An 18,795-nucleotide genomic window follows, 5' to 3' on the forward strand; every position below is an offset into this window, starting at 1 on the left:
GGACAGAGCCGCTGGCAACCGAAGCGAAGCGGATCTGGCGAATAACCATTAGAGACTCTGAGCTGGAGATAGAAGAATGAGTGCGAATCGCGCAAACGCCCCGTACTACTTCGTGCCGGGCCCGTCGCGCCATCCGATCACGGCGGCATTCGGCCTGCTGATGACCGGCGCGGGAGCCGCGGGTTGGGTCAACGGGCAACCGTGGGCGCCGTACCTGTGCGGCTTCGGCCTGTTGTGGTTCCTCTTCGTGCTCAAGAGCTGGTTCGGCGACGCCATCCGCGAATCCGAAGGCGGCATGTACGGCAAGAACATCGACACTTCGTTCCGCTGGTCGATGGGCTGGTTCATCTTCTCCGAAGTGATGTTCTTCGCGGCGTTCTTCGGCGCCCTGTTCTACGCGCGCACCATCGCCATGCCGTGGCTGGGCGACCTGAACAACAAGATCATCTGGCCGGACTTCGCGGCCGTGTGGCCGAACATGGGCCCTGCCGGCACCGTGGAAGACTTCCAGACGATGGGCCCGTGGCCGATCCCGACCATCAACACGGCGCTGCTGCTGACCTCGGGCGTCACGCTGACCTGGGCGCACCACGCGCTGCTGGCCGGCAAGCGCAGCCAGCTGATTCAGGGCCTGGTCCTGACGATCCTGCTGGGCGCGATCTTCATGTGCCTGCAGGCCTATGAGTACATGCACGCCTACAGCGAACTGAACCTGAAGCTGACTTCGGGTGTCTATGGTTCGACGTTCTTCCTGCTCACTGGCTTCCACGGCTTCCACGTGACGATGGGTGCGATCATGCTGACGGTGGTGCTGATCCGCGTGTTGAAGGGCCATTTCACGCCGGAGCATCACTTCGCGTTCGAAGGCGCAGCCTGGTACTGGCACTTCGTGGACGTGGTCTGGCTGGGCCTGTACGTGGTGGTCTACTGGCTGTAAGGATTTCGCCGCGCCGCCTGCGGGCGGCGTGCGGTATCGAAGAAAGCGAAGCGCCGCGGGAGAGAAATCTCGGCGGCGCTTTTTTTCGCGAGGATGCCTGTCAGGGCGACGTATGGATGCCCGTGCTCTGGATCCAGCCCATCCAGTGCGAGAACAGGATGAACAGGAACAGCGCCACCGAGAAGCCGACGCGGAACATCAGCGAACGCATCATGTTGGGCGTGCGGCCACGGTCGCGCATCATGAAGAACAGCGCGGAGGCCAGGCTGCCAATGATCAGGATGAAGGCGACAAGGATGACGAAGCGCATGTGGGGGCCCGTTCTGCGAAGCGCCCATTATCGCACTGCGATGCCCGGAGGGAACCCGTGACGACCCGCACGCTCTGGCGTTCGCCGGGCACGGTGCCGATGGTGGCCGCGCTCGTGGTGATCGTCGTCACCTGCGCGCTCGGCAACTGGCAACTGCGCCGCGCGCATGAAAAGATCGACCGTGCGGAGCGGCTGGCTACGCTGGCGAAGCAGGCGCCTGTCGAACTGCGCGCGGGCCAGACCGATGCCGCACAACTGGTCGAGCGCCGCGTGCGCGCGCGCGGTACGTTCGACGCGGACAAGACCGTGCTGCTCGACAATCGTCCGCACGGCAACGGTACTGACAGCCGTGCGGGGTTCCTCGTGCTCACGCCGTTGCGCCTGGCGGACGGTGGCAGCGTGCTGGTGCTGCGAGGCTGGCTGCCACGCGATGCGCAGGACCGCACGCGCATCGCGCCGTTCCCGACGCCCACGGGGGAAGTCACAGTCGAAGGCACGGCGCTGGCCGCTGTGCCGCGCGTCTACAGCCTCGGGCAGGATGCTTCCGCGGAGGCCGGACGCAAGATCCGTCAGAATATCGACCTTGCCGCTTTTTCTCATGAGATCGAGGCGTCACTCCTGCCGGTGGTGGTAGAACAATCGGGCGATGCCGGAGACGGACTGGCCCGCGATTGGGCCCCGGCCGATTTCGGCGCGGACCGACACTACGGGTACGCCGCCCAGTGGTTCGGGCTGGCTGTGTCGACGCTGGTACTGGTGGCCGTGCTCGGCTGGCGGCGCGCCCGGCTGGACCGGGCAGACGGCAATGGAAACCTATAAACGAACGATGAACGCACAGACGAACGCCATGCCGCAGCCAGATCCCACGGCTTCGCCGGACCCCCGCATCGACGCGCGCACGCGCCGCGGCCGCCTGCAGATGCTGATGCTGCTGCTGGTCTGCGCATCGCCCGTACTCTTTTCGTACTTCACGTACTACGTGATCAAACCGACCGGCGGCAGCACCAACTACGGCGTGCTGATCGACCCGCAACGGCCCATGCCGCCCGTGCAGGTGACTAATGAGCGCAACGAGTCGGTGCCGCTCGCGTCCATGCGCGGCAAGTGGCTGATGGTGATGACCGACCCGTCCGCCTGCGACGAGATATGCGCGAAGAAACTGTTCACGGTGCGCCAGATCCGCGTCGGACAGGGCGAGGACCGCGAGCGGATCGTGCCTGTCTGGCTGATCCAGGACCGGGGCGATGTGGACGACCGGCTCGCCGCCGCCTACAACGAACCTTATGCGGGCGTGCGTTTCCTGCGCATGGACCGGGCCACGATTGCCCAATGGCTGCCGGCCGAGGACGGCGCGCGCGCGGAGGATGCAATTTATCTGGTCGATCCGCTCGGCAACCTGATGATGCGCTGGCCGAAGGACCCCGACCCCAAGAAGATCAGCAGCGACCTGAAGAAGCTGCTGAAGTATTCCCGTATTGGCTGAATTCCCATGCTGCTTCAGTTGGCCATCATTGGCATCCTGATTGCGCTGCTGCCCCTGTCCTACGTGATGGTGCGCGGCAATCGCGACAAATATCGCAAGCTCGTCTGGATCACGGCGTTCCTGACGCTGGACCTGATCATGTTCGGCAGCTTCACCCGGCTGACCGACTCTGGCCTCGGCTGCCCCGACTGGCCCGGCTGCTACGGCCACTCGAACCCGCATGCGGCGATGGAGCCGATTCGCGCGGCGCAAACGGCGCTCCCGAGCGGCCCGGTCACGCTGATGAAAGCGTGGATCGAGATGATCCATCGCTATTTCGCCATGGCGGTCGGTGTGCTGATCATCTCGCTGATGGTGCTGGCATGGGTCAAGCGCCGCGAACTGAAGCAGTCGCCGTGGTTCGCCACCGGCGTGTTCCTGCTGGTCTGCCTGCAGGGCGCGTTCGGTATGTGGACCGTGACGATGAAGCTGCAACCGATCATCGTCGTCACCCATCTGCTGCTGGCGATGGCGCTGCTGGCGTCGCTGATCCTGCTCGGGTCGCGTAACGAACCGCCGCATGTCGTGGCGCCACAGGCGGCTTCGCTGCGCTGGGCCGGCCTGCTGGCCCTGGTGCTGCTGGTCGTTCAGATCTTCCTGGGCGGCTGGGTCAGCACCAACTACGCGGTGCTGGCCTGTACCGATTTTCCGCTCTGCAACGGCCAACTCGTGCCAGAGATGGACTTCCGCCATGGCTTCACGCTGTGGCGCCAGCTCGGCATGACGGCCGACGGCGACTACATTCCGCACGCGGCGCTGGTGGCTATCCACTGGGTCCACCGTGGCTTCGCCTTCGTCGTGCTCGGTTTCCTGCTCTGGTTCGCGCTGCGCGCGCGCCGGATGGAAGGGCTGGCGCGGCATGCGCGGTGGTTGCTGGTCGTGCTGGCGCTGCAGTTGTGCACCGGCATGTCGAACATCGTTTTCGACTGGCCGCTGGTCGCGGCGGTGGCCCATAACGGCGGAGCAGCCCTGCTGCTGATGTTGTTGCTCCGTCTCAACTACAATATCGGCCTCGCCACTCGCTCCGCCGGCGCCGCCACGCAACCCTCGATTGCCGCGCGCGCCACATGAAGGACAAGATGCCCCCCGTGGTAACTGCTACCCACTCCCAATCCTCCGTGGGCCGATTACGCCATCTGGCCCGCCAATACGCCGCGCTGACGAAGCCGCGGGTGACCCAACTCGCCGTGTTCTGCGCCATCATCGGCATGTTCCTGGCCACCCCGGGCATGGTGCCGTGGTCGGTGCTGATCGGTGGCGCGGCTGGTATCTGGCTGCTGGCCGGCGCGGCTTTCGCCATCAACTGCCTGGTGGAACAGAAGATCGACGCGCTGATGCGCCGCACCGCGTGGCGCCCGTCGGCCACAGGCGAGATCACCACCACCCAGACGCTGATCTTCTCGGCCGTGCTGGGCGGTGCCGGCATGTGGCTGCTGCACGTCTTCGCCAACGACCTGACAATGTGGCTCACCTTCGCCACGTTCCTTGGCTACGCCGTCGTCTACACGATCCTGCTGAAGCCGGCGACGCCGCAGAACATCGTGATCGGTGGCCTGTCGGGCGCCATGCCCCCGGCGCTAGGATGGTCCGCGGTATCGGGAACGGTGCCTGCCGAGGCCTGGTTCCTGGTGCTGATCATCTTCACCTGGACGCCGCCGCACTTCTGGGCGCTGGCTCTGTACCGCCGCGCCGACTACGCCAAGTCCGGCCTGCCGATGCTGCCGATCACGCACGGCGAGCGCTACACGCTGCTGCATATCCTGCTGTACACGCTGATCATGATCGCGGCCACGCTGCTGCCGTTCGTGTACGGCATGAGCGGCTACATCTACCTTGCGGCGGCGCTGGCGCTGGGCCTGGTGTTCCTGGGCTATGCCTGGAAGCTGTACCGCAACTACTCGGATGGCCTCGCGCAGCGCACCTTCCGTTATTCGATCCTGTACCTGTCGCTGCTGTTCGCGGCGCTGCTAGTGGATCACTACTTCAAGTTCGTGCCGCAGGTCTGACAACCTGCGGCATCTTGCCGCGCCCGGAAGTCATCGCCGGCCCAATCGGCGATACTTTCGGGCAACTCCTCCCGATTCTTGCGCATGTCGACCTCTTCCCAAGGCCTTTGGGCCGCATTCCGCCGCTTTTGTCTGCTCGCGCTCTGCACGGCCCTGCTGGCCGCCTGTGGGCAACCAAAGCCGTCCTTCCGCAACGTCGATATCTCGGGCGCCACCGAGTTCGGCAAGGACTTCGCGCTGCTGGACCCCACCGGCAAGACCCGCACGCTGGCCGATTTCAAGGGCAAGGTGGTGCTGATGTTCTTCGGCTACACCCATTGCCCGGACGTGTGCCCGACCACGATGGTGGAGCTCAAGCAGGTGATGGAGCAGATGGGGCCCGATGCGGACAAGGTGCAGGTGTTGTTCGTCACCGTCGATCCGGAACGCGATACGGCGGCGCTGATGGCCCAGTATGTGCCGGCCTTCGACTCGCGCTTCCTGGGCCTGCGCCCGGCCGACGAGGCCGCGCTCAAGAAGGTGACCAAGGACTTCAAGGTCTACTACGCCAAGGTGCCGGGTTCGTCGCCGGACAACTACACGATGGATCACTCGGCCGGCAGCTACGTGTTTGACCAGAACGGCCAGTTGCGGCTGTTCATTCGCCACGGCCAGGGGCCGGAGCCGATCGCGCATGACCTCAAGCAGCTGATGTCGTAAATAAGAAAAGGCCGGTCGAATGACCGGCCTTTTTCAATGCGGGGAGCGTGGTCTCAGGCGAATGCCGCCAGCGCACCCTTCATCTTCTTCATTGCCGCCGATTCGATCTGGCGAATCCGCTCGGCGGATACACCGAACTCGTCGGCCAGTTCGTGCAGCGTGGCGCCGCCCGACCCATCGTCGTTGACGTCGAGCCAGCGGGCCTCGATGATGCGGCGGCTGCGCGGGTCCAGCTTCGTCAGCGCCTCTTCCAGGCCTTCGACCTGCAGACGGTCGTGGCGCTTGGCTTCCAGCACCTGCGTCGGCTCGTTGTGGTTATCCGCAAGGTAGGCGATCGGCGCGAACTCTTCCTCGCCGTCCTCGATTTGGCCTTCCAGCGCCATATCGCCGCCCGACATGCGGGTTTCCATCTCCATCACTTCCTCGGGCTTGACGTTGAGCTCGCGCGCAACGGCTTCGATCTGCTCGGGCGTGAAGGTATGCGAGCCCTGCTTGTGGCTGCGCAGGTTGAAGAACAGCTTGCGCTGGGCCTTGGTGGTGGCCACCTTGACCATGCGCCAGTTCTTCAACACGTATTCGTGGATCTCGGCCTTGATCCAGTGCATCGCGTACGACACCAGGCGCACGCCCTGTTCGGGGTCGAAGCGCTTGACGGCCTTCATCAGCCCGATGTTGCCTTCCTGGATCAGGTCGGCGTGAGGCAAGCCGTATCCCAGGTACTGCCGGGCAATGGAGACCACCAGACGCAGGTGCGACATCACCATGCGGCGGGCGGCATCGACTGAGTCGTTGTCGCGCAGGTCGCGAGCCAGGCTGAGCTCTTCCTCGGGGGTGAGCATCGGGATGCGGTGGACAGCCTGGATGTAGCTGTCCAGATTGCCCAGTGTGCCGGGGAAGGTCAGTGCGAAGGCATTCGCGGCGGCATTCTGGGGCGCCGTGGGCAGACGGTGGGTAACTTGGGTTTGATCGGCAGACAGGACTGCGTTCACTATGACTCCTTTCGCATCCGGCGGTGGGTTGCCGGTGTGTCCCGAAGGGACACCGCATTGCAACGCATATTAGCACTCGAACCGGACGAGTGCTAAGTTAGAAGGTCTATAGGGTTGATAGTTCCAGGCAATCGGAAAAATCTTCTGGATAGCCTGGTGTCGCCTTATAGTGGCCCAGCCCAAGCCTGACAAGGCCTGGCGGGCAGCGCTCTCGGAGCACTGTTGTTAGAGGGGGCAGCCCCGATTCGGTTTCGCAGCGATTTCGGGATGGTGTATTGCAGGATTCGCTACACTGAAGTCGTTTTTCAGACGCATCCCCAGGAGCCCCACATGTCTGCTATCGAACACTTGCTGAAGCCTCATGTGCGAGACATCGGCGAGTTCACCGTCCGCCGATTGCTGCCCGCCGCTACGACGCAAGCGGTCGGGCCATTCATCTTCTTTGATCACATGGGGCCGGTGGAGATGGAGCCCGGCGCGGGCATGGATGTGCGCCCACATCCTCATATCGGACTGGCGACAGTCACGTATCTGTTCGAAGGCGAGATCATGCATCGCGACAGCCTCGGCAGCGAGCAGGTGATTCGGCCCGGCGACGTGAACTGGATGACTGCCGGGCGTGGCATCACGCACTCGGAGCGCTCGCCGGACGGCGCGCGCTCGGCCGGACCGCACCTGCACGGCATCCAGACCTGGGTAGCCCTGCCTAAGGCGCATGAGAATGATCCGCCTTCGTTCCACCACCATCCGGGCGCTACGCTGCCCAAGCTCGAACTGCCCGGCGTGCGGATGACCGTTATCGCGGGCGATGCCTTCGGCGCCGAGTCGCCGGTCAAGGTCTACAGCCGCACGCTCTATGTGGCGATCGAGATGGATGCCGGCGCAAGCCTTGTGATCCCCGCCGAACACGTCCAGCGTGGCATTTATCCGGTCGATGGCAATCTGGAGGTCGATGGCGAGACGCTGCCGGCCGAGCATCTGGTGGTGCTGGTACCAGGCGAGCCCGTGACGATCAAGGCGACGATGCCCTCGCGCGTGATGCTGCTTGGCGGCGATCCGACGGACGGACGGCGTTTCATCTACTGGAATTTCGTGGCAAGCAGCAAGGAAGCGATCGAAGAGGCCGCCCAGCGCTGGCAGGACGACCAGTTCCCGCACGTCCCGGGCGAGACGGAGCGCATTCCGCTGCCGCCGCGCCGGCCCTGATCGCGCTGGCGGGCCATCCTGCATCCTGTAGCGGGAGGTGTTACAGCGGGCTGGCCCAGGTCACCCGCGTGGCCTGCGTCAGGCACGCCTTGATCGCCGCCACCTGGGTGGCAACCGGCGCGGGCACCGGTTCCGCGCCATCCAGCACCTTGCGAATCCACGCGGCCGTCTCGGCGATGTCCGTGCCCTGCGGCAGTTCGGGCACATCCGCGATCGAACCGCCGACTGGATCGACCATCGTGCGCTGATGGCCGTCGTGCAGCCAGTCGATACGGCCGCTGCGGCGCGCGTCGGCCACGACTTCCCCCTCGGTACCCCGGGCCAGCATCACGTTGGCGGGTTCGTGCGAGAAATACTCGGTCAGCGTTTCCCGATACTCGGGGTGGGTGTAGCTGTAGAGCCGCAAAGCCTCGGCAGGGGAGTGTCCGCCCACCGGTTGCAGCATCTTGACGACCGTGTGCGCCGAATTGCGCAGGCCGATGATCGCGCGCTTGTCGAGCAGTTGCGACAGCGCGGGCGACAGCACGTCGATCGGCAGCGCGGCCAGCGGATTCGATGCCGCGCCAAGCTGCGTCTCCGCGGACTGCGCGGTGGCGCATAGCGGCACGCCCAGTGCCTCGAACAGCGCCATGCTGGTGACGCGGCCCGGAAATTCGCGAATGCCGTGGACCAGCGTCGGCACGCCATCGCGCGCCAGCAGCATCGCCAGCAGCGGCACCAGGTTCGGTTGCTTGCGTGCGCCGTTGTAGCTTGGAATCACCACCACGGGTTTGTCGGCCGGCGCGGCCAGCGGCGCGCAGTGATCGTGCGCGGCGTCCAGCATGCCGGCCAGTTCGTGTGGTGCTTCGCCCTTGATGCGATAGGCCAGCAACACGGCGCCCAACTCTAGATCGGACACACGACCGGCGAGCATGGCATCGAACAGTGCCTGGGCGTCTTCACGCGGCAGCGCGCGGGCGCCATTGACGCCTCGTCCGATTTCCTTGATGTACTTGGCCGCCGGAAATGGCGCGCGGGATGCAGAGGTCATGATGCAGCGGGGATCGTGGGGTTGGGGTTCATGATAGCGGAGGCTCGCCGCTTCTCCCAATGCCGTGAGTCAATCATGATCCCCGCGCCGGGTACGCATCAGGCGGCTTCCTCCAACGCCGGATTGCGCTGCTTGCGATACAGGAAGTCGAGCACGGCGGTGCGGCACGCGTGGAAGGTCTTGTCGTCGGCCAGCGTCACACGGTCGCGCGGGCGCGGGATGTCGACGCGCAGGATCTCGCCGATGGTCGCCGCCGGCCCGTTGGTCATCATGACGATACGATCCGCCAGCAGCACGGCCTCGTCCACGTCGTGCGTGACCATGACCACGGTGCTCCTGGTGCGCGCAACGATCTTCAGCAACGCGTCCTGCAGATGGGCACGCGTGAGCGCGTCGAGCGCGCCGAATGGCTCGTCCATCAGCAGCACCTTCGGCTGCATCGCCAGCGCCCGGGCGATGCCCACTCGCTGCTTCATGCCCCCCGAGATCTCGTGCGGATATTTGCTTTCTGCGTGGGTCAGGCCCACCAGGGCCAGCGTGTCGTGCGTGCGCGCCTTGAGTTGCGCCGGTGTCTCGCTTCGGCCGAACACGCGCTCCACACCCAGATGGACGTTCTCGAAGCACGTCATCCAGGGCAGCAGCGAGTGGTTCTGGAACACCACGGCCCGCTCCGGGCCGGGGCCGGCGATCTCGCGTCCCGCGCAGATCAGCGCGCCGGTCGTCGGCGCGGTCAGCCCGGCGATCAGGTTCAGCAGCGTGGACTTGCCGCAGCCCGAATGCCCGATCAGTGTCACGAACTCGCCTTCCGCGATCGACAGGTCGATATCGCGCAGCGCCACGAACGGCCCCTTGCGCGTCTTGAAGGTCTGCCCGACATTTTCGATGCTGACGAACTTTTCCATGGTGGTCGTCTCCGGATCAGGTGTTGCCGTAGCTGAAGCGGCGGGCGAGGGCCAGCAGCAGGTGCTCGAGCACCAGGCCCACCACGCCGATGATGAAGATCGCGATCACGATGTGCTCGACCTTGAGGTTGTTCCACTCGTCCCAGAGCCAGAAGCCGATGCCGGTGCCGCCCGTGAGCATTTCCGCGGCGACGATCACGAGCCACGCTGTGCCGATCGACAGCCGCACGCCGGTCAGCATGTACGGCAGTACGGCAGGAAACAGCACGTGCCGGAAGATCTTCCACTCGGACAGGTCGAGCACGCGTGCCACGTTCAGGTAGTCCTGCGGCACGCGGGTCACGCCCACGGCGGTATTGATGACCATGGGCCAGATCGAGCAGATGAAGATTGCCCAGATCGCGGCGGGATTGGCGGCCTTGAACAGCAGCAGGCCGATCGGCAGCCAGGCCAGCGGGGATACCGGACGCAGCAGGCTGATGACGGGCGACGCCATCGCGTTCAGGAACGCGAAGCGCCCCAACAGGAAGCCGGCTGGAATGCCGACGACCGCGGCCAGGCCAAAGCCCGCCGCCACGCGCGCCAGCGACGCCAGCACGTTCCAGCCGATGCCCTGGTCGTTCGGCCCATTGCGATAGAACGGATCGGCGAACAGCGGCACCGCGGCGTTCCACGTGGCGCCAGGTGTCGGGATCGACGGGATCAGCGTGGCGATGCCGTGCCACACCAGCACCAACAACGCGAAGCCGATCAGTGGCGGCACGCACTTGAGTACGAACGCGGCAAACGCGTCGCGGCGCGCGGCGCGTTGCTCCAGTGCGGCGATCTCCTGCGCGCGGCGGCGCGACTGTTCCTTGGCGTCCGGATCGGCGGCCTCCGGATTCATGGGCGTGGCGCCTTCCGGCGATGACTGGGCGAGAGCATTCACGGCAAGCTCCTGTTCGTGTGGATGGGGGCTGGATGGGGCAGGACCGACCGGGCCGGTCCGTGCGGCGCGTCAGGCCTTGATCTTGAATCCGTCGGCGTAGGCCTTCGGGTCCTTGGTGGCATCCCACGTCACGCCGTCGATCAGCCTGGCGGTGCGGAAGTCGCTCTTCGGTAACGGCACCTGCGCGGCGGCAGCGGCCTGTTTGTAGATGTCGATGCGATTTACCTGCTTGGCCACGGCCAGATAGTCCGGATGCTCTTTCAGCAGCCCCCAGCGCTTGTGCTGGGTCAGGAACCACATGCCGTCCGAAAGGAACGGATAGTTCGCCAGGCCGTCCTGGTAGAACTTCATCGAATCGGGGTCGTCCCAGGTCTTGCCCAGACCGTTGCTGTAGCGGCCCAGCATCCGGTCCAGGATGATGTCCATATCCGTGTTCACGTAGGACTTGGCGGCGATTGTCTCGGCGGTCTTGCGGCGGTTGGATGCGGAAGCGTCGATGAACTTCGATGCATCCAGCACGGCGGCCACCATCGCGCGCGCCGTGTTCGGGTACTTCTGCACGAACTCGGCCGTGGTGCCCAGCGTCTTCTCCGGGTGGTCCTTCCAGATCGCCTGCGTGGTTTCGGCGGTGAAGCCAATCTTGTCGGCGATCGCGCGCGCGCCCCAAGGCTCACCGACGCAAAAGCCATCCATGTTGCCCACGCGCATGTTGGCCACCATCTGCGGCGGCGGCACTGTGATGGCCTTGGCATCCCGCATCGGATCGATACCGTTGGCGGCCAGCCAGTAGTAGAGCCACATCGCATGGGTGCCGGTCGGGAAGGTCTGCGCGAACACGTAATCGCGCTTTTCCCTGGACATCAGCGCCTTCAGGCTCGCGCCATCCTTGACGCCCTTTTCCGCCAGTTTCGAGGACAGCGTGATGGCCTGGCCGTTGTGGTTCAGGTTCATCAGCACGGCCATGTCTTTCTTCGGCCCGCCGATGCCGAGCTGCACGCCGTAGATCAGGCCGTACAGCACGTGCGCGGCGTCCAGCTCGCCATTGACCAGCTTGTCGCGCACGCCAGCCCACGAAGCCTCCTTGCTCGGCGTGATCTTGATGCCGTACTTCTTGTCCAGGCCCAGCGTCGACGCCATCACCACCGACGCGCAATCGGTCAGCGGAATGAAGCCGATCCTGACCTCGGGCTTTTCCGGCGCATCGGAGCCGGCGGCCCACGCGCCGCTGCGCACCAGCGGATCGACCAGCGTCATCACGCTGGCGCCGGCGATGGTGGCCAGCGCGCGGCGGCGACCATGGCAGGCGGGGGCGGCATCCGCGGCAGCGGTGTCGTTGGCGCGCTGGGGCTTCAGGACTTTGAGGCGAGAGGGCATGCGATACGCTCCAGAAAGAGAAAAGGCGTCCCGATCCCCGGCCCGGACACCTGGCCAGGAAGGCCAGCGTTCGGGGCGGGGTTCAGGACGCCGTTGTCCGATGCCTCGCGGTCGACGTTGATCGCGGGCACACATGTTGTGAGGTGCTTCCGGGTGATGCGCGGCCGTCGTTGGCCGTGTCTTGGGTAACGCAAGCGCTATGCCAGCGCTTTTTGGGGTGCCGGAAGGGAAATGGCGGGGCCGGTGGTGCCCGTTTCACTGTCGGGATGCGCCGCCGGGGAATGGCGCCGCGCCAGTCTTGTGCAACGCACCAACGACGTGCCGTGCAACGCTTCCGTGTGCCGCGCCCGCAAGCGCCGAGCGATCAGGCCATCACATCGATCACGCGCTGTGCGGCATCCACGAGCCGGATACCGCGCTCCATAGCCATCGAGCGCAGTCGCTTGAAGGCTTCGTCCTCGCTGATGCCGCGTGCCTGCATCAGCAGGCCCTTGGCGCGCTCCACCGTCTTGCGCTCGGCCAGCTTGAGCTTGGTGGCGTCGAGTTCGGCGCGTAGCTGCTGGTCCAGCTGGAAGCGGGCGTAGGCCACATCGAGCACCGTCTTCACCCGTTCCGCACGCAGGCCGTCGACGATGTAGGCGGTGATACCGGCCGACAGGGCGGCCTTGATGCGCTGAGCGTCGTCGTTATCCGTGAACAGCACGATCGGGCGCGGCGCATGCTGGGTGGAGACGCAGACATGCTCGATGGTGTCGCGCGCGGCCGATTCGGAGGCAATGATGACCAGGTCCGGCTGGCTGGCCGCAATGGTGTCCGGCAGGCGCAGGTCCGCATCGACCGTCTGCACCTCGGTGAAGCCTGCCTGCGCCAGACCGGCGCGGATCGTCTCCACGTTGAGCGGATCGGCCTCGTGCGGATCACGAACCAGCAGGATGCGCAGGCTCCGGCTCGTGGTGGCTGGCGGTGCTACGGCGGAAGGGGGCGGATGGCGACGGGTCATGGAGGGCGCTTGGTTGCGGTGCAATATGCAAGATTCGCGCCGGGTCTGCTTCCACTGTATGCCACCGTATTCAAGGTGTATCCTTTGCCCCTGCCGCGGCCCACCCGACTGGGCACGACCGGACACGACACCGGGTGCGGCGTTCCATCAAAAAGAGAAAGCTGGAGAGTTGGATGACCGAATTCGTCTTCGCGCCGCAAGCCCCCGTCGGTGTTCCCGTGCGTGGTGGCAGCGCAAGTTTCCCTGTGCGCCGGGTCTACTGCGTGGGCCGGAACTATGCCGCCCATGCCCGTGAAATGGGTTCGGACCCCGACCGTGAACCGCCGTTCTTCTTCTGCAAGCCGTCCGACGCGGTCAGCTACGTGGCCGACAACGTCGAGGGCGCCTTCCCGTACCCGCCGGGCACGGGCAATTGCCACTACGAGGTGGAGCTGGTTGTCGCCATCGGCAAGGGCGGCCGCGACATCCCGGTCGAGCAGGCCGCCAGCCATGTCTTCGGCTATGCCATCGGCCTCGACATGACGCGCCGCGACCTGCAGAACGAATCGAAGAAAACCGGCCGCCCTTGGGAAACCGGCAAGGCATTCGACAAGTCCGCACCGATCGGCCCGATCGTGCCGGTCTCGGCTATCGGCCACCCGGAAAAGGGCGCCGTGACGCTGGCCGTCAATGGCGTGGAGAAGCAGCGTGGCGACCTGTCGGATCTGATCTGGTCGGTGCCTGAAATGGTGTCGTACCTGTCGAAGCTGTTCGAACTGCAGCCGGGCGACCTGATCTACAGCGGCACGCCTGAAGGCGTGGGCCCGGTAGTGAAGGGCGACGTCATGCAATGCCACATCGAAGGTGTGGGCGATCTGACCGTCAAGGTGGTGTGAGGCAATGCTCGAGCTCCATAGTTACTTCCGTAGCTCGGCGTCGTTCAGGGTGCGTATCGCGCTGAACCTGAAGGGCTTGCCCTATGACTACAAGGGTGTGCATCTGCTGAGGGAAGGCGGCATGCAGCTGAAGCCCGAGTATCGCGCGCTGAATGCCGATGGCGTGGTGCCGACGCTCGTGGTCGATGGCAGGCCCCTGATCCAGTCGATGGCGATCATCGAGTATCTCGACGAAACCCATCCGGAGCCGGCGCTGCTGCCGAAGGACCCGTTCGAGCGTGCGGTCGTGCGCGGCCTGGCTCAGGAAATCGCCTGCGAGATCCATCCGCTCAACAACCTGCGCGTGCTCAAGTACCTCAAGCACGAGCTCAAGGTGTCGGAGGAGGCCAAGGATGCGTGGTACCGCCACTGGATCGAACAGGGGTTTGCCTCGCTCGAAGTCAATCTGTCGCAACTGGGGCGTGTGGGTCGCTTTGCGTTCGGCGATACGCCGACATTGATCGACTGCTGCCTGGTGCCGCAGGTATTCAACGCGCAGCGCTTCAATGTCGATGTGAGCCGCTTCCCGACGATCGCGAAGATCCATGCCACTTGCATGGAGGTAGACGCGTTCCAGAAGGCCGCGCCAGGGGCGCAGCCGGACAGCGAGTAATCGGTAGCGTTGCCAGAAACAAAAACCCCGGTGTCATCACCGGGGTTTTTGTTTTTGCGTGCCAGCAGGACTCAGCCCAGCAGCGCCTCGGCGAACTCGTCCGCCTTGAACGGCTGCAGGTCCTCGACCTTCTCGCCCACGCCGATGAAGTACACCGGTACCGGACGCTGGCGCGCGATCGCGGCCAGGATGCCGCCCTTGGCCGTGCCGTCGAGCTTGGTCACGATCAGGCCGGTCAGGCCGAGCGCGTCATCGAACGCGCGTGTCTGGGCCAGTGCGTTCTGACCGGTATTGGCGTCGATCACGAGCAGCACCTCATGCGGTGCGGTCGGCATTGACTTGCCGATCACGCGCTTGACCTTCTTGAGTTCCTCCATCAGGTGAAGCTGCGTGGGCAGGCGGCCAGCGGTATCCGCCATCACGATATCGATCTTGCGCGCGCGCGCCGCGTTGACGGCATCGAAGATCACGGCGGCTGGGTCGCCACTTTCCTGGGCCACCACGGTCACGTTGTTGCGCTCGCCCCAGATCGTGAGCTGTTCGCGCGCGGCGGCGCGGAACGTGTCGCCGGCGGCCAGCAGCACGGACTGGTGATAGGACTGGAAATGCTTGCAGAGCTTACCGATGCTGGTGGTCTTGCCCGCGCCGTTGACGCCGGCAATCATCATCACCAGCGGCTGCTCGCGGCCCAGTTCCATCGTCTTCTCGAGCGGCTTGAGGAGCTGCGTCAGCAGGTCCTTGAGCGCGGCTTTCACACCTTCGGCCGTTTCAATACGATCATTCTTGATGCGGCGGCGCAGTTCGCCCAGCAGATACTCGGTGGCCTCCACGCCGGCATCGGCCATCAGCAGCGCCGTTTCCAGTTCCTCGAACAGCGCCTCGTCGACCTTGACGCCGACGAACAGCACGCCGATGTTGCGGCTGGTCTTCGACAGGCCGGCACGCAGTCGCGACATCCAGCCGCGCTTGGCTTCCGCGGTTTGCGCGGGCGGCGGGGTTAGCTCCAGTTCCTCGATGACCGGCGGCGTATAGCTGGCCGGAGGCGGAGCCGACGCCACGGGCGGCACGACCGGTGGTGCCACGGGTGGCGCCACATGGACGGGCGCCGGGGCGGGCGTTGGAGCCGGCGCCGGTGTTGAAACCGGGGCTGAAACCGGAGTTGCAACGGGTACCGCTACAGGGGGGGCGACAGGGGTTACCGCAGGTGCCGCAGCCGGGGTGGGGGCGGGAAGCGGGGCCGGCGCGGGAGCAGGCGCCGGTGTGGGGGCGGCCGCGGGCGGCTCGACCGGTTCGGGAGCCGGCTCGGCCTTGCGCTTCTTCCAGAAACTAAACATTGGGAAAGGGGTCAATACCCCGGTAGAATCAATCGGCAAAATTCTAGCAGACGGGGTCGCATGAACCATTGCGCTGACGTGTCCGGAGCGGGTGTCGCGAAATTTCCGCGGCGTATTCTTTCTTCTCTCATCCTTGCTTCCCTGATCGGCCCCCTAGCCGGCACTGCGTGGTCCCAGACCCCAGGCGAAGCGCCCAGTGCCGCCACGTCTGCCTCGCCACGACAGGGGCCACCACCAGCCCAGCCCACGGCGACAGTCGGCCAGGCCCAGGCCGGCACGACCGAATTCCGCCTGTCCAATGGCTTGCGCGTGATCGTCAAGGAAGACCATCGGGCGCCCACGGTGGCCCATATGATCTTCTACCGCGTGGGCGGATTCGACGAGGTCAGCGGCACCACCGGCGTAGCCCACATGCTCGAACACATGATGTTCAAGGGCACGCCGAAGGTACCGGTGGGTGAGTTCTCGCGCCAGATCGCCCTGCTGGGCGGCCGCGAGAACGCCCTGACCAACCGCGACTTCACGCTCTACTACCAGCAGATCTCCAAGCAATACCTGCCGAAGATGATGGAGCTCGAGGCCGACCGCATGGCCAACCTCATCTTCAAGAAGGAAGAGTTCGAGCGAGAGATGAAGGTGGTGATGGAAGAGCGTCGCCTGCGCACCGATGATTCCCCCCGCGGCACCGTCTACGAGCAGTTGCTGGCCACGGTCTACACGGCGATGCCGTACCGGCACCCGGTCATCGGCTGGATGGACGACCTCGTCAACATGCGGGTCGAGGACGTGCACGACTGGTACAAGACCTGGTACGTGCCCAACAACGCCATGGTGATCGTGACGGGCGACGTCAAGCCGGATGAGGTTCGCGCGCTGGCCGAACGCTACTACGGCAAGCTGAAATCGCATCCGCTGCCGCTGCGCAAGACGCAGATCGAGGCGCCGCAGAAGGGCATCAAGCGCATCTGGGTCAAGGCGCCCGCCGAGAATCCCTACATGGTGATGGCCTACAAGGTGCCGCGCCTGCGCGACGTGGAAAAGGATGTCGATCCGTACGCGCTGGAAGTCCTGTCCGCCGTGCTGAACGGCTACGACAATGCGCGTCTGACACGTGAACTCGTGCGCGAGCGGCGACTGGCCGACGACGTGAACGTCGGCTACGACAGCATCAACCGCGCGGACTCGCTGTTCGTGCTCGACGGCACGCCCGCCAACGGCCACACCACGGAAGAGATCGAGGCCGCGCTGCGCGAGGAGATCCAGCGCATCGCCAAGAGCGGCGTGTCCGAGGAAGAGCTCAAGCGCGTCAAGGCCCAGGTCGTGGCAGGCCAGATCTACAAGCGTGACTCGGTGTTCGGGCAGGGCATGGAAATCGGCGTGGCGGAAATCTCTGACATCTCCTGGCGCCAGATCGACCGCATGCTCGACAAGATCAAGGAAGTCACGCCGGCCCAGGTGCAGGCCGTCGCCGCCAAGTATTTCAGCGACGACAACCTGACCGTGGCCACGCTTCTGCCGCAGCCGATCGACCCCAACAAGCCCAAGACCCCGGTCCCCGAAGGCCTGCGTCACTAGGAGCAACAATGTCCTTGTCTGTTATGACGATTGCGTCTCCGCGCCTGTTGCGCCGGCTTGCCGGCGCGGCCTTCGGGACAGCGGCGCTGCTGGCCAGCGCTGTTGCTCACGCAGCCATCCCAATCGAAAGCTGGACGGCCTCCACGGGCGCGAAGGTGTTCTTCGTGCCGAGCCCGTCGATCCCGATGCTCGACGTCAATATCGACTTCGACGCAGGCAGCCGGTATGACCCGCCCGGCAAGGCCGGCCTTGCCACGCTGACCGCGGCGCTGCTCGACAAGGGCGCCGGCGCGCAGGATGGCCAGCCTGCACGCAACGAGGCGCAGATCGCCGATGCCTTTGCCGATACCGGCGCCGATTTCGGTGGCGCGGCGGGCGGCGACCGTGGCGGCATCGGTTTGCGCACACTGACGGCTTCGCCGGAACGTGAGCAGTCACTGCGTCTGGCAGCTCAGTTAATCAAGGCGCCGACCTATCCGGACGCCGTGGTGGCACGCGAAAAGCAGCGCCTGATCACGGCAATCCGCGAGGGCGACACACGGCCGGGCGTGATCGCGGACAAGAAGCTGTCGAAGGCGATCTACCCGAATCATCCATATGGCGTATCGGCCACGGCCGAAACTGTCGGGTCGATCACGCATGACGACCTGGTCAAATTCTGGCAGGACAACTACACGGCGAAGCGCGCCGTGGTGACGTTGATCGGCGCGATCGACCGCAAACAGGCCGAACAGATCGCCGAGGAGCTGACGCGTGGCTTGCCTGCCGGCGCGGCGCCGCCGACGATGCCAGACGTGCAGATGACGATCCCGGCCAGCGAGCAGCGGATTCCCCATCCGGCCCAGCAGGCCAGCGTGGCGCTCGGGCAGCCCGCCATCGCGCGCGGCGATCCGGATTACTTCCCGTTGCTGGTCGGCAACTACGTGCTCGGTGGCGGCGGCTTTAGCTCGCGCCTGACCGATCAGGTTCGCGAGAAGCGCGGACTCACCTACGGCGTGGACAGCTATTTCGCGCCGTCCAAGCAGCCGGGGCCGTTCAGTGTCTCGCTGCAGACCAAGAAGGAAAACACCAACGAGGCGCTGGCGCTGGTGCGCGAGATCGTCGCGAAGTATGTGGCGGAGGGCCCCACGGATGTCGAACTGCGCGCGGCCAAGGACAACCTGGTCAATGGTTTCCCGCTGCGCATCGACAGCAACCGCAAGCTACTGACCAACGTGGCCAATATCGGCTGGTATGGCCTCCCGCTGAATTATCTGGACACGTGGACGAGCCAGATCAACAAGGTCACGCGTGAACAGGTGCGCGCCGCATTCCAGCGACATGTGCATCCGGACGCCATGGCGACGGTGATCGTCGGCGGCCCGGAAAAGTGATGCGTCGCACGTGATTTCGGGTGGTCTGGCGCCCATGTGTGGGCCGGGCCACCCGCTGCGGCGGCCGACCTTGCTGTGCAGGC

Annotated in this window: 19 protein-coding genes; 11 read left to right on the plus strand and 8 right to left on the minus strand. The window is 65.2% G+C overall.

The genetic code is table 11. From position 1 onward, the window contains the following. Positions 1–76 precede the first annotated feature (76 nt). Positions 77–937, plus strand: a complete 861-nt coding sequence (locus K6G35_RS01370) for a cytochrome c oxidase subunit 3 (protein ID WP_008642679.1) — start codon at positions 77–79, stop codon at positions 935–937. 100 nt (positions 938–1,037) lie between these two features. Here K6G35_RS01370 and K6G35_RS01375 read toward each other — a convergent pair whose 3' ends face one another. Further along, positions 1,038–1,247 (minus strand): twin transmembrane helix small protein, encoded by a 210-nt coding sequence (locus K6G35_RS01375; RefSeq protein ID WP_008642681.1) that lies wholly within the window; start codon positions 1,245–1,247, stop codon positions 1,038–1,040. Positions 1,248–1,304: 57 nt separating this feature from the next. On the opposite strand from K6G35_RS01375, the gene K6G35_RS01380 reads away from it, so the two are divergent. From K6G35_RS01380 to K6G35_RS01400, 5 genes are all read left to right on the plus strand, one after another. Further along, on the plus strand, positions 1,305–2,066 hold the full coding sequence (locus K6G35_RS01380; protein ID WP_495676014.1) for an SURF1 family protein: 762 nt from the start codon (positions 1,305–1,307) through the stop codon (positions 2,064–2,066). Positions 2,067–2,073: 7 nt separating this feature from the next. Next, positions 2,074–2,730, plus strand: a complete 657-nt coding sequence (locus K6G35_RS01385) for an SCO family protein (RefSeq protein ID WP_035881326.1) — start codon at positions 2,074–2,076, stop codon at positions 2,728–2,730. A 6-nt stretch (positions 2,731–2,736) separates the two neighbouring features. Beyond that, positions 2,737–3,840, plus strand: a complete 1,104-nt coding sequence (locus K6G35_RS01390) for a COX15/CtaA family protein (RefSeq protein WP_035881327.1) — start codon at positions 2,737–2,739, stop codon at positions 3,838–3,840. A gap of 8 nt (positions 3,841–3,848) precedes the next feature. After that, positions 3,849–4,775, plus strand: a complete 927-nt coding sequence (gene cyoE, locus K6G35_RS01395) for a heme o synthase (protein ID WP_080709663.1) — start codon at positions 3,849–3,851, stop codon at positions 4,773–4,775. An 84-nt stretch (positions 4,776–4,859) separates the two neighbouring features. Beyond that, positions 4,860–5,474, plus strand: a complete 615-nt coding sequence (locus tag K6G35_RS01400; protein ID WP_017511741.1) for an SCO family protein — start codon at positions 4,860–4,862, stop codon at positions 5,472–5,474. 53 nt (positions 5,475–5,527) lie between these two features. On the opposite strand, the gene rpoH is transcribed toward K6G35_RS01400, so the two are convergent. Then, entirely contained in the window at positions 5,528–6,463 is a 936-nt protein-coding gene (rpoH, locus tag K6G35_RS01405) for an RNA polymerase sigma factor RpoH (protein WP_495676015.1), read from the minus strand. 330 nt (positions 6,464–6,793) lie between these two features. On the opposite strand from rpoH, the gene K6G35_RS01410 reads away from it, so the two are divergent. Further along, positions 6,794–7,669: a pirin family protein gene (locus K6G35_RS01410; protein WP_008642692.1), complete on the plus strand. Its 876-nt coding sequence runs from the start codon at positions 6,794–6,796 to the stop codon at positions 7,667–7,669. A gap of 40 nt (positions 7,670–7,709) precedes the next feature. Here K6G35_RS01410 and ybiB read toward each other — a convergent pair whose 3' ends face one another. From ybiB to K6G35_RS01435, 5 genes are all read right to left on the minus strand, one after another. Continuing rightward, positions 7,710–8,699: a DNA-binding protein YbiB gene (gene ybiB, locus K6G35_RS01415; RefSeq protein ID WP_035881329.1), complete on the minus strand. Its 990-nt coding sequence runs from the start codon at positions 8,697–8,699 to the stop codon at positions 7,710–7,712. A 98-nt stretch (positions 8,700–8,797) separates the two neighbouring features. Next, complete coding sequence (locus K6G35_RS01420; RefSeq protein ID WP_008642694.1) at positions 8,798–9,601, minus strand: ABC transporter ATP-binding protein; 804 nt, start codon at positions 9,599–9,601, stop codon at positions 8,798–8,800. Positions 9,602–9,617: 16 nt separating this feature from the next. After that, a complete protein-coding gene (gene ntrB, locus K6G35_RS01425) occupies positions 9,618–10,487 on the minus strand; it encodes a nitrate ABC transporter permease (protein WP_008642695.1) in 870 nt (289 codons plus the stop codon). Between the two features lie 111 nt (positions 10,488–10,598). Continuing rightward, positions 10,599–11,903 (minus strand): CmpA/NrtA family ABC transporter substrate-binding protein, encoded by a 1,305-nt coding sequence (locus K6G35_RS01430; RefSeq protein ID WP_060784249.1) that lies wholly within the window; start codon positions 11,901–11,903, stop codon positions 10,599–10,601. Positions 11,904–12,267: 364 nt separating this feature from the next. Further along, positions 12,268–12,903: an ANTAR domain-containing response regulator gene (locus tag K6G35_RS01435; protein WP_008648901.1), complete on the minus strand. Its 636-nt coding sequence runs from the start codon at positions 12,901–12,903 to the stop codon at positions 12,268–12,270. A gap of 173 nt (positions 12,904–13,076) precedes the next feature. Between K6G35_RS01435 and K6G35_RS01440 the strand changes: the two genes are divergently transcribed. Then, positions 13,077–13,778, plus strand: a complete 702-nt coding sequence (locus K6G35_RS01440) for a fumarylacetoacetate hydrolase family protein (protein ID WP_008648900.1) — start codon at positions 13,077–13,079, stop codon at positions 13,776–13,778. Between the two features lie 4 nt (positions 13,779–13,782). After that, on the plus strand, positions 13,783–14,430 hold the full coding sequence (maiA, locus tag K6G35_RS01445; protein ID WP_008648898.1) for a maleylacetoacetate isomerase: 648 nt from the start codon (positions 13,783–13,785) through the stop codon (positions 14,428–14,430). Between the two features lie 71 nt (positions 14,431–14,501). On the opposite strand, the gene ftsY is transcribed toward maiA, so the two are convergent. Next, positions 14,502–15,764, minus strand: coding sequence for a signal recognition particle-docking protein FtsY (ftsY, locus tag K6G35_RS01450; protein WP_035881333.1), 1,263 nt, complete (start codon positions 15,762–15,764; stop codon positions 14,502–14,504). A gap of 60 nt (positions 15,765–15,824) precedes the next feature. Between ftsY and K6G35_RS01455 the strand changes: the two genes are divergently transcribed. Both K6G35_RS01455 and K6G35_RS01460 read left to right on the plus strand, forming a co-directional pair. Further along, the gene (locus K6G35_RS01455) at positions 15,825–17,339 is read left to right on the plus strand and encodes a M16 family metallopeptidase (RefSeq protein WP_008650925.1); all 1,515 of its coding nucleotides are present in this window, start codon (positions 15,825–15,827) and stop codon (positions 17,337–17,339) included. 8 nt (positions 17,340–17,347) lie between these two features. Continuing rightward, a complete protein-coding gene (locus K6G35_RS01460) occupies positions 17,348–18,712 on the plus strand; it encodes a M16 family metallopeptidase (protein WP_495676016.1) in 1,365 nt (454 codons plus the stop codon). Positions 18,713–18,795: the final 83 nt, after the last annotated feature.

It is taken from the genome of Cupriavidus sp. HY129, from assembly GCF_059492215.1.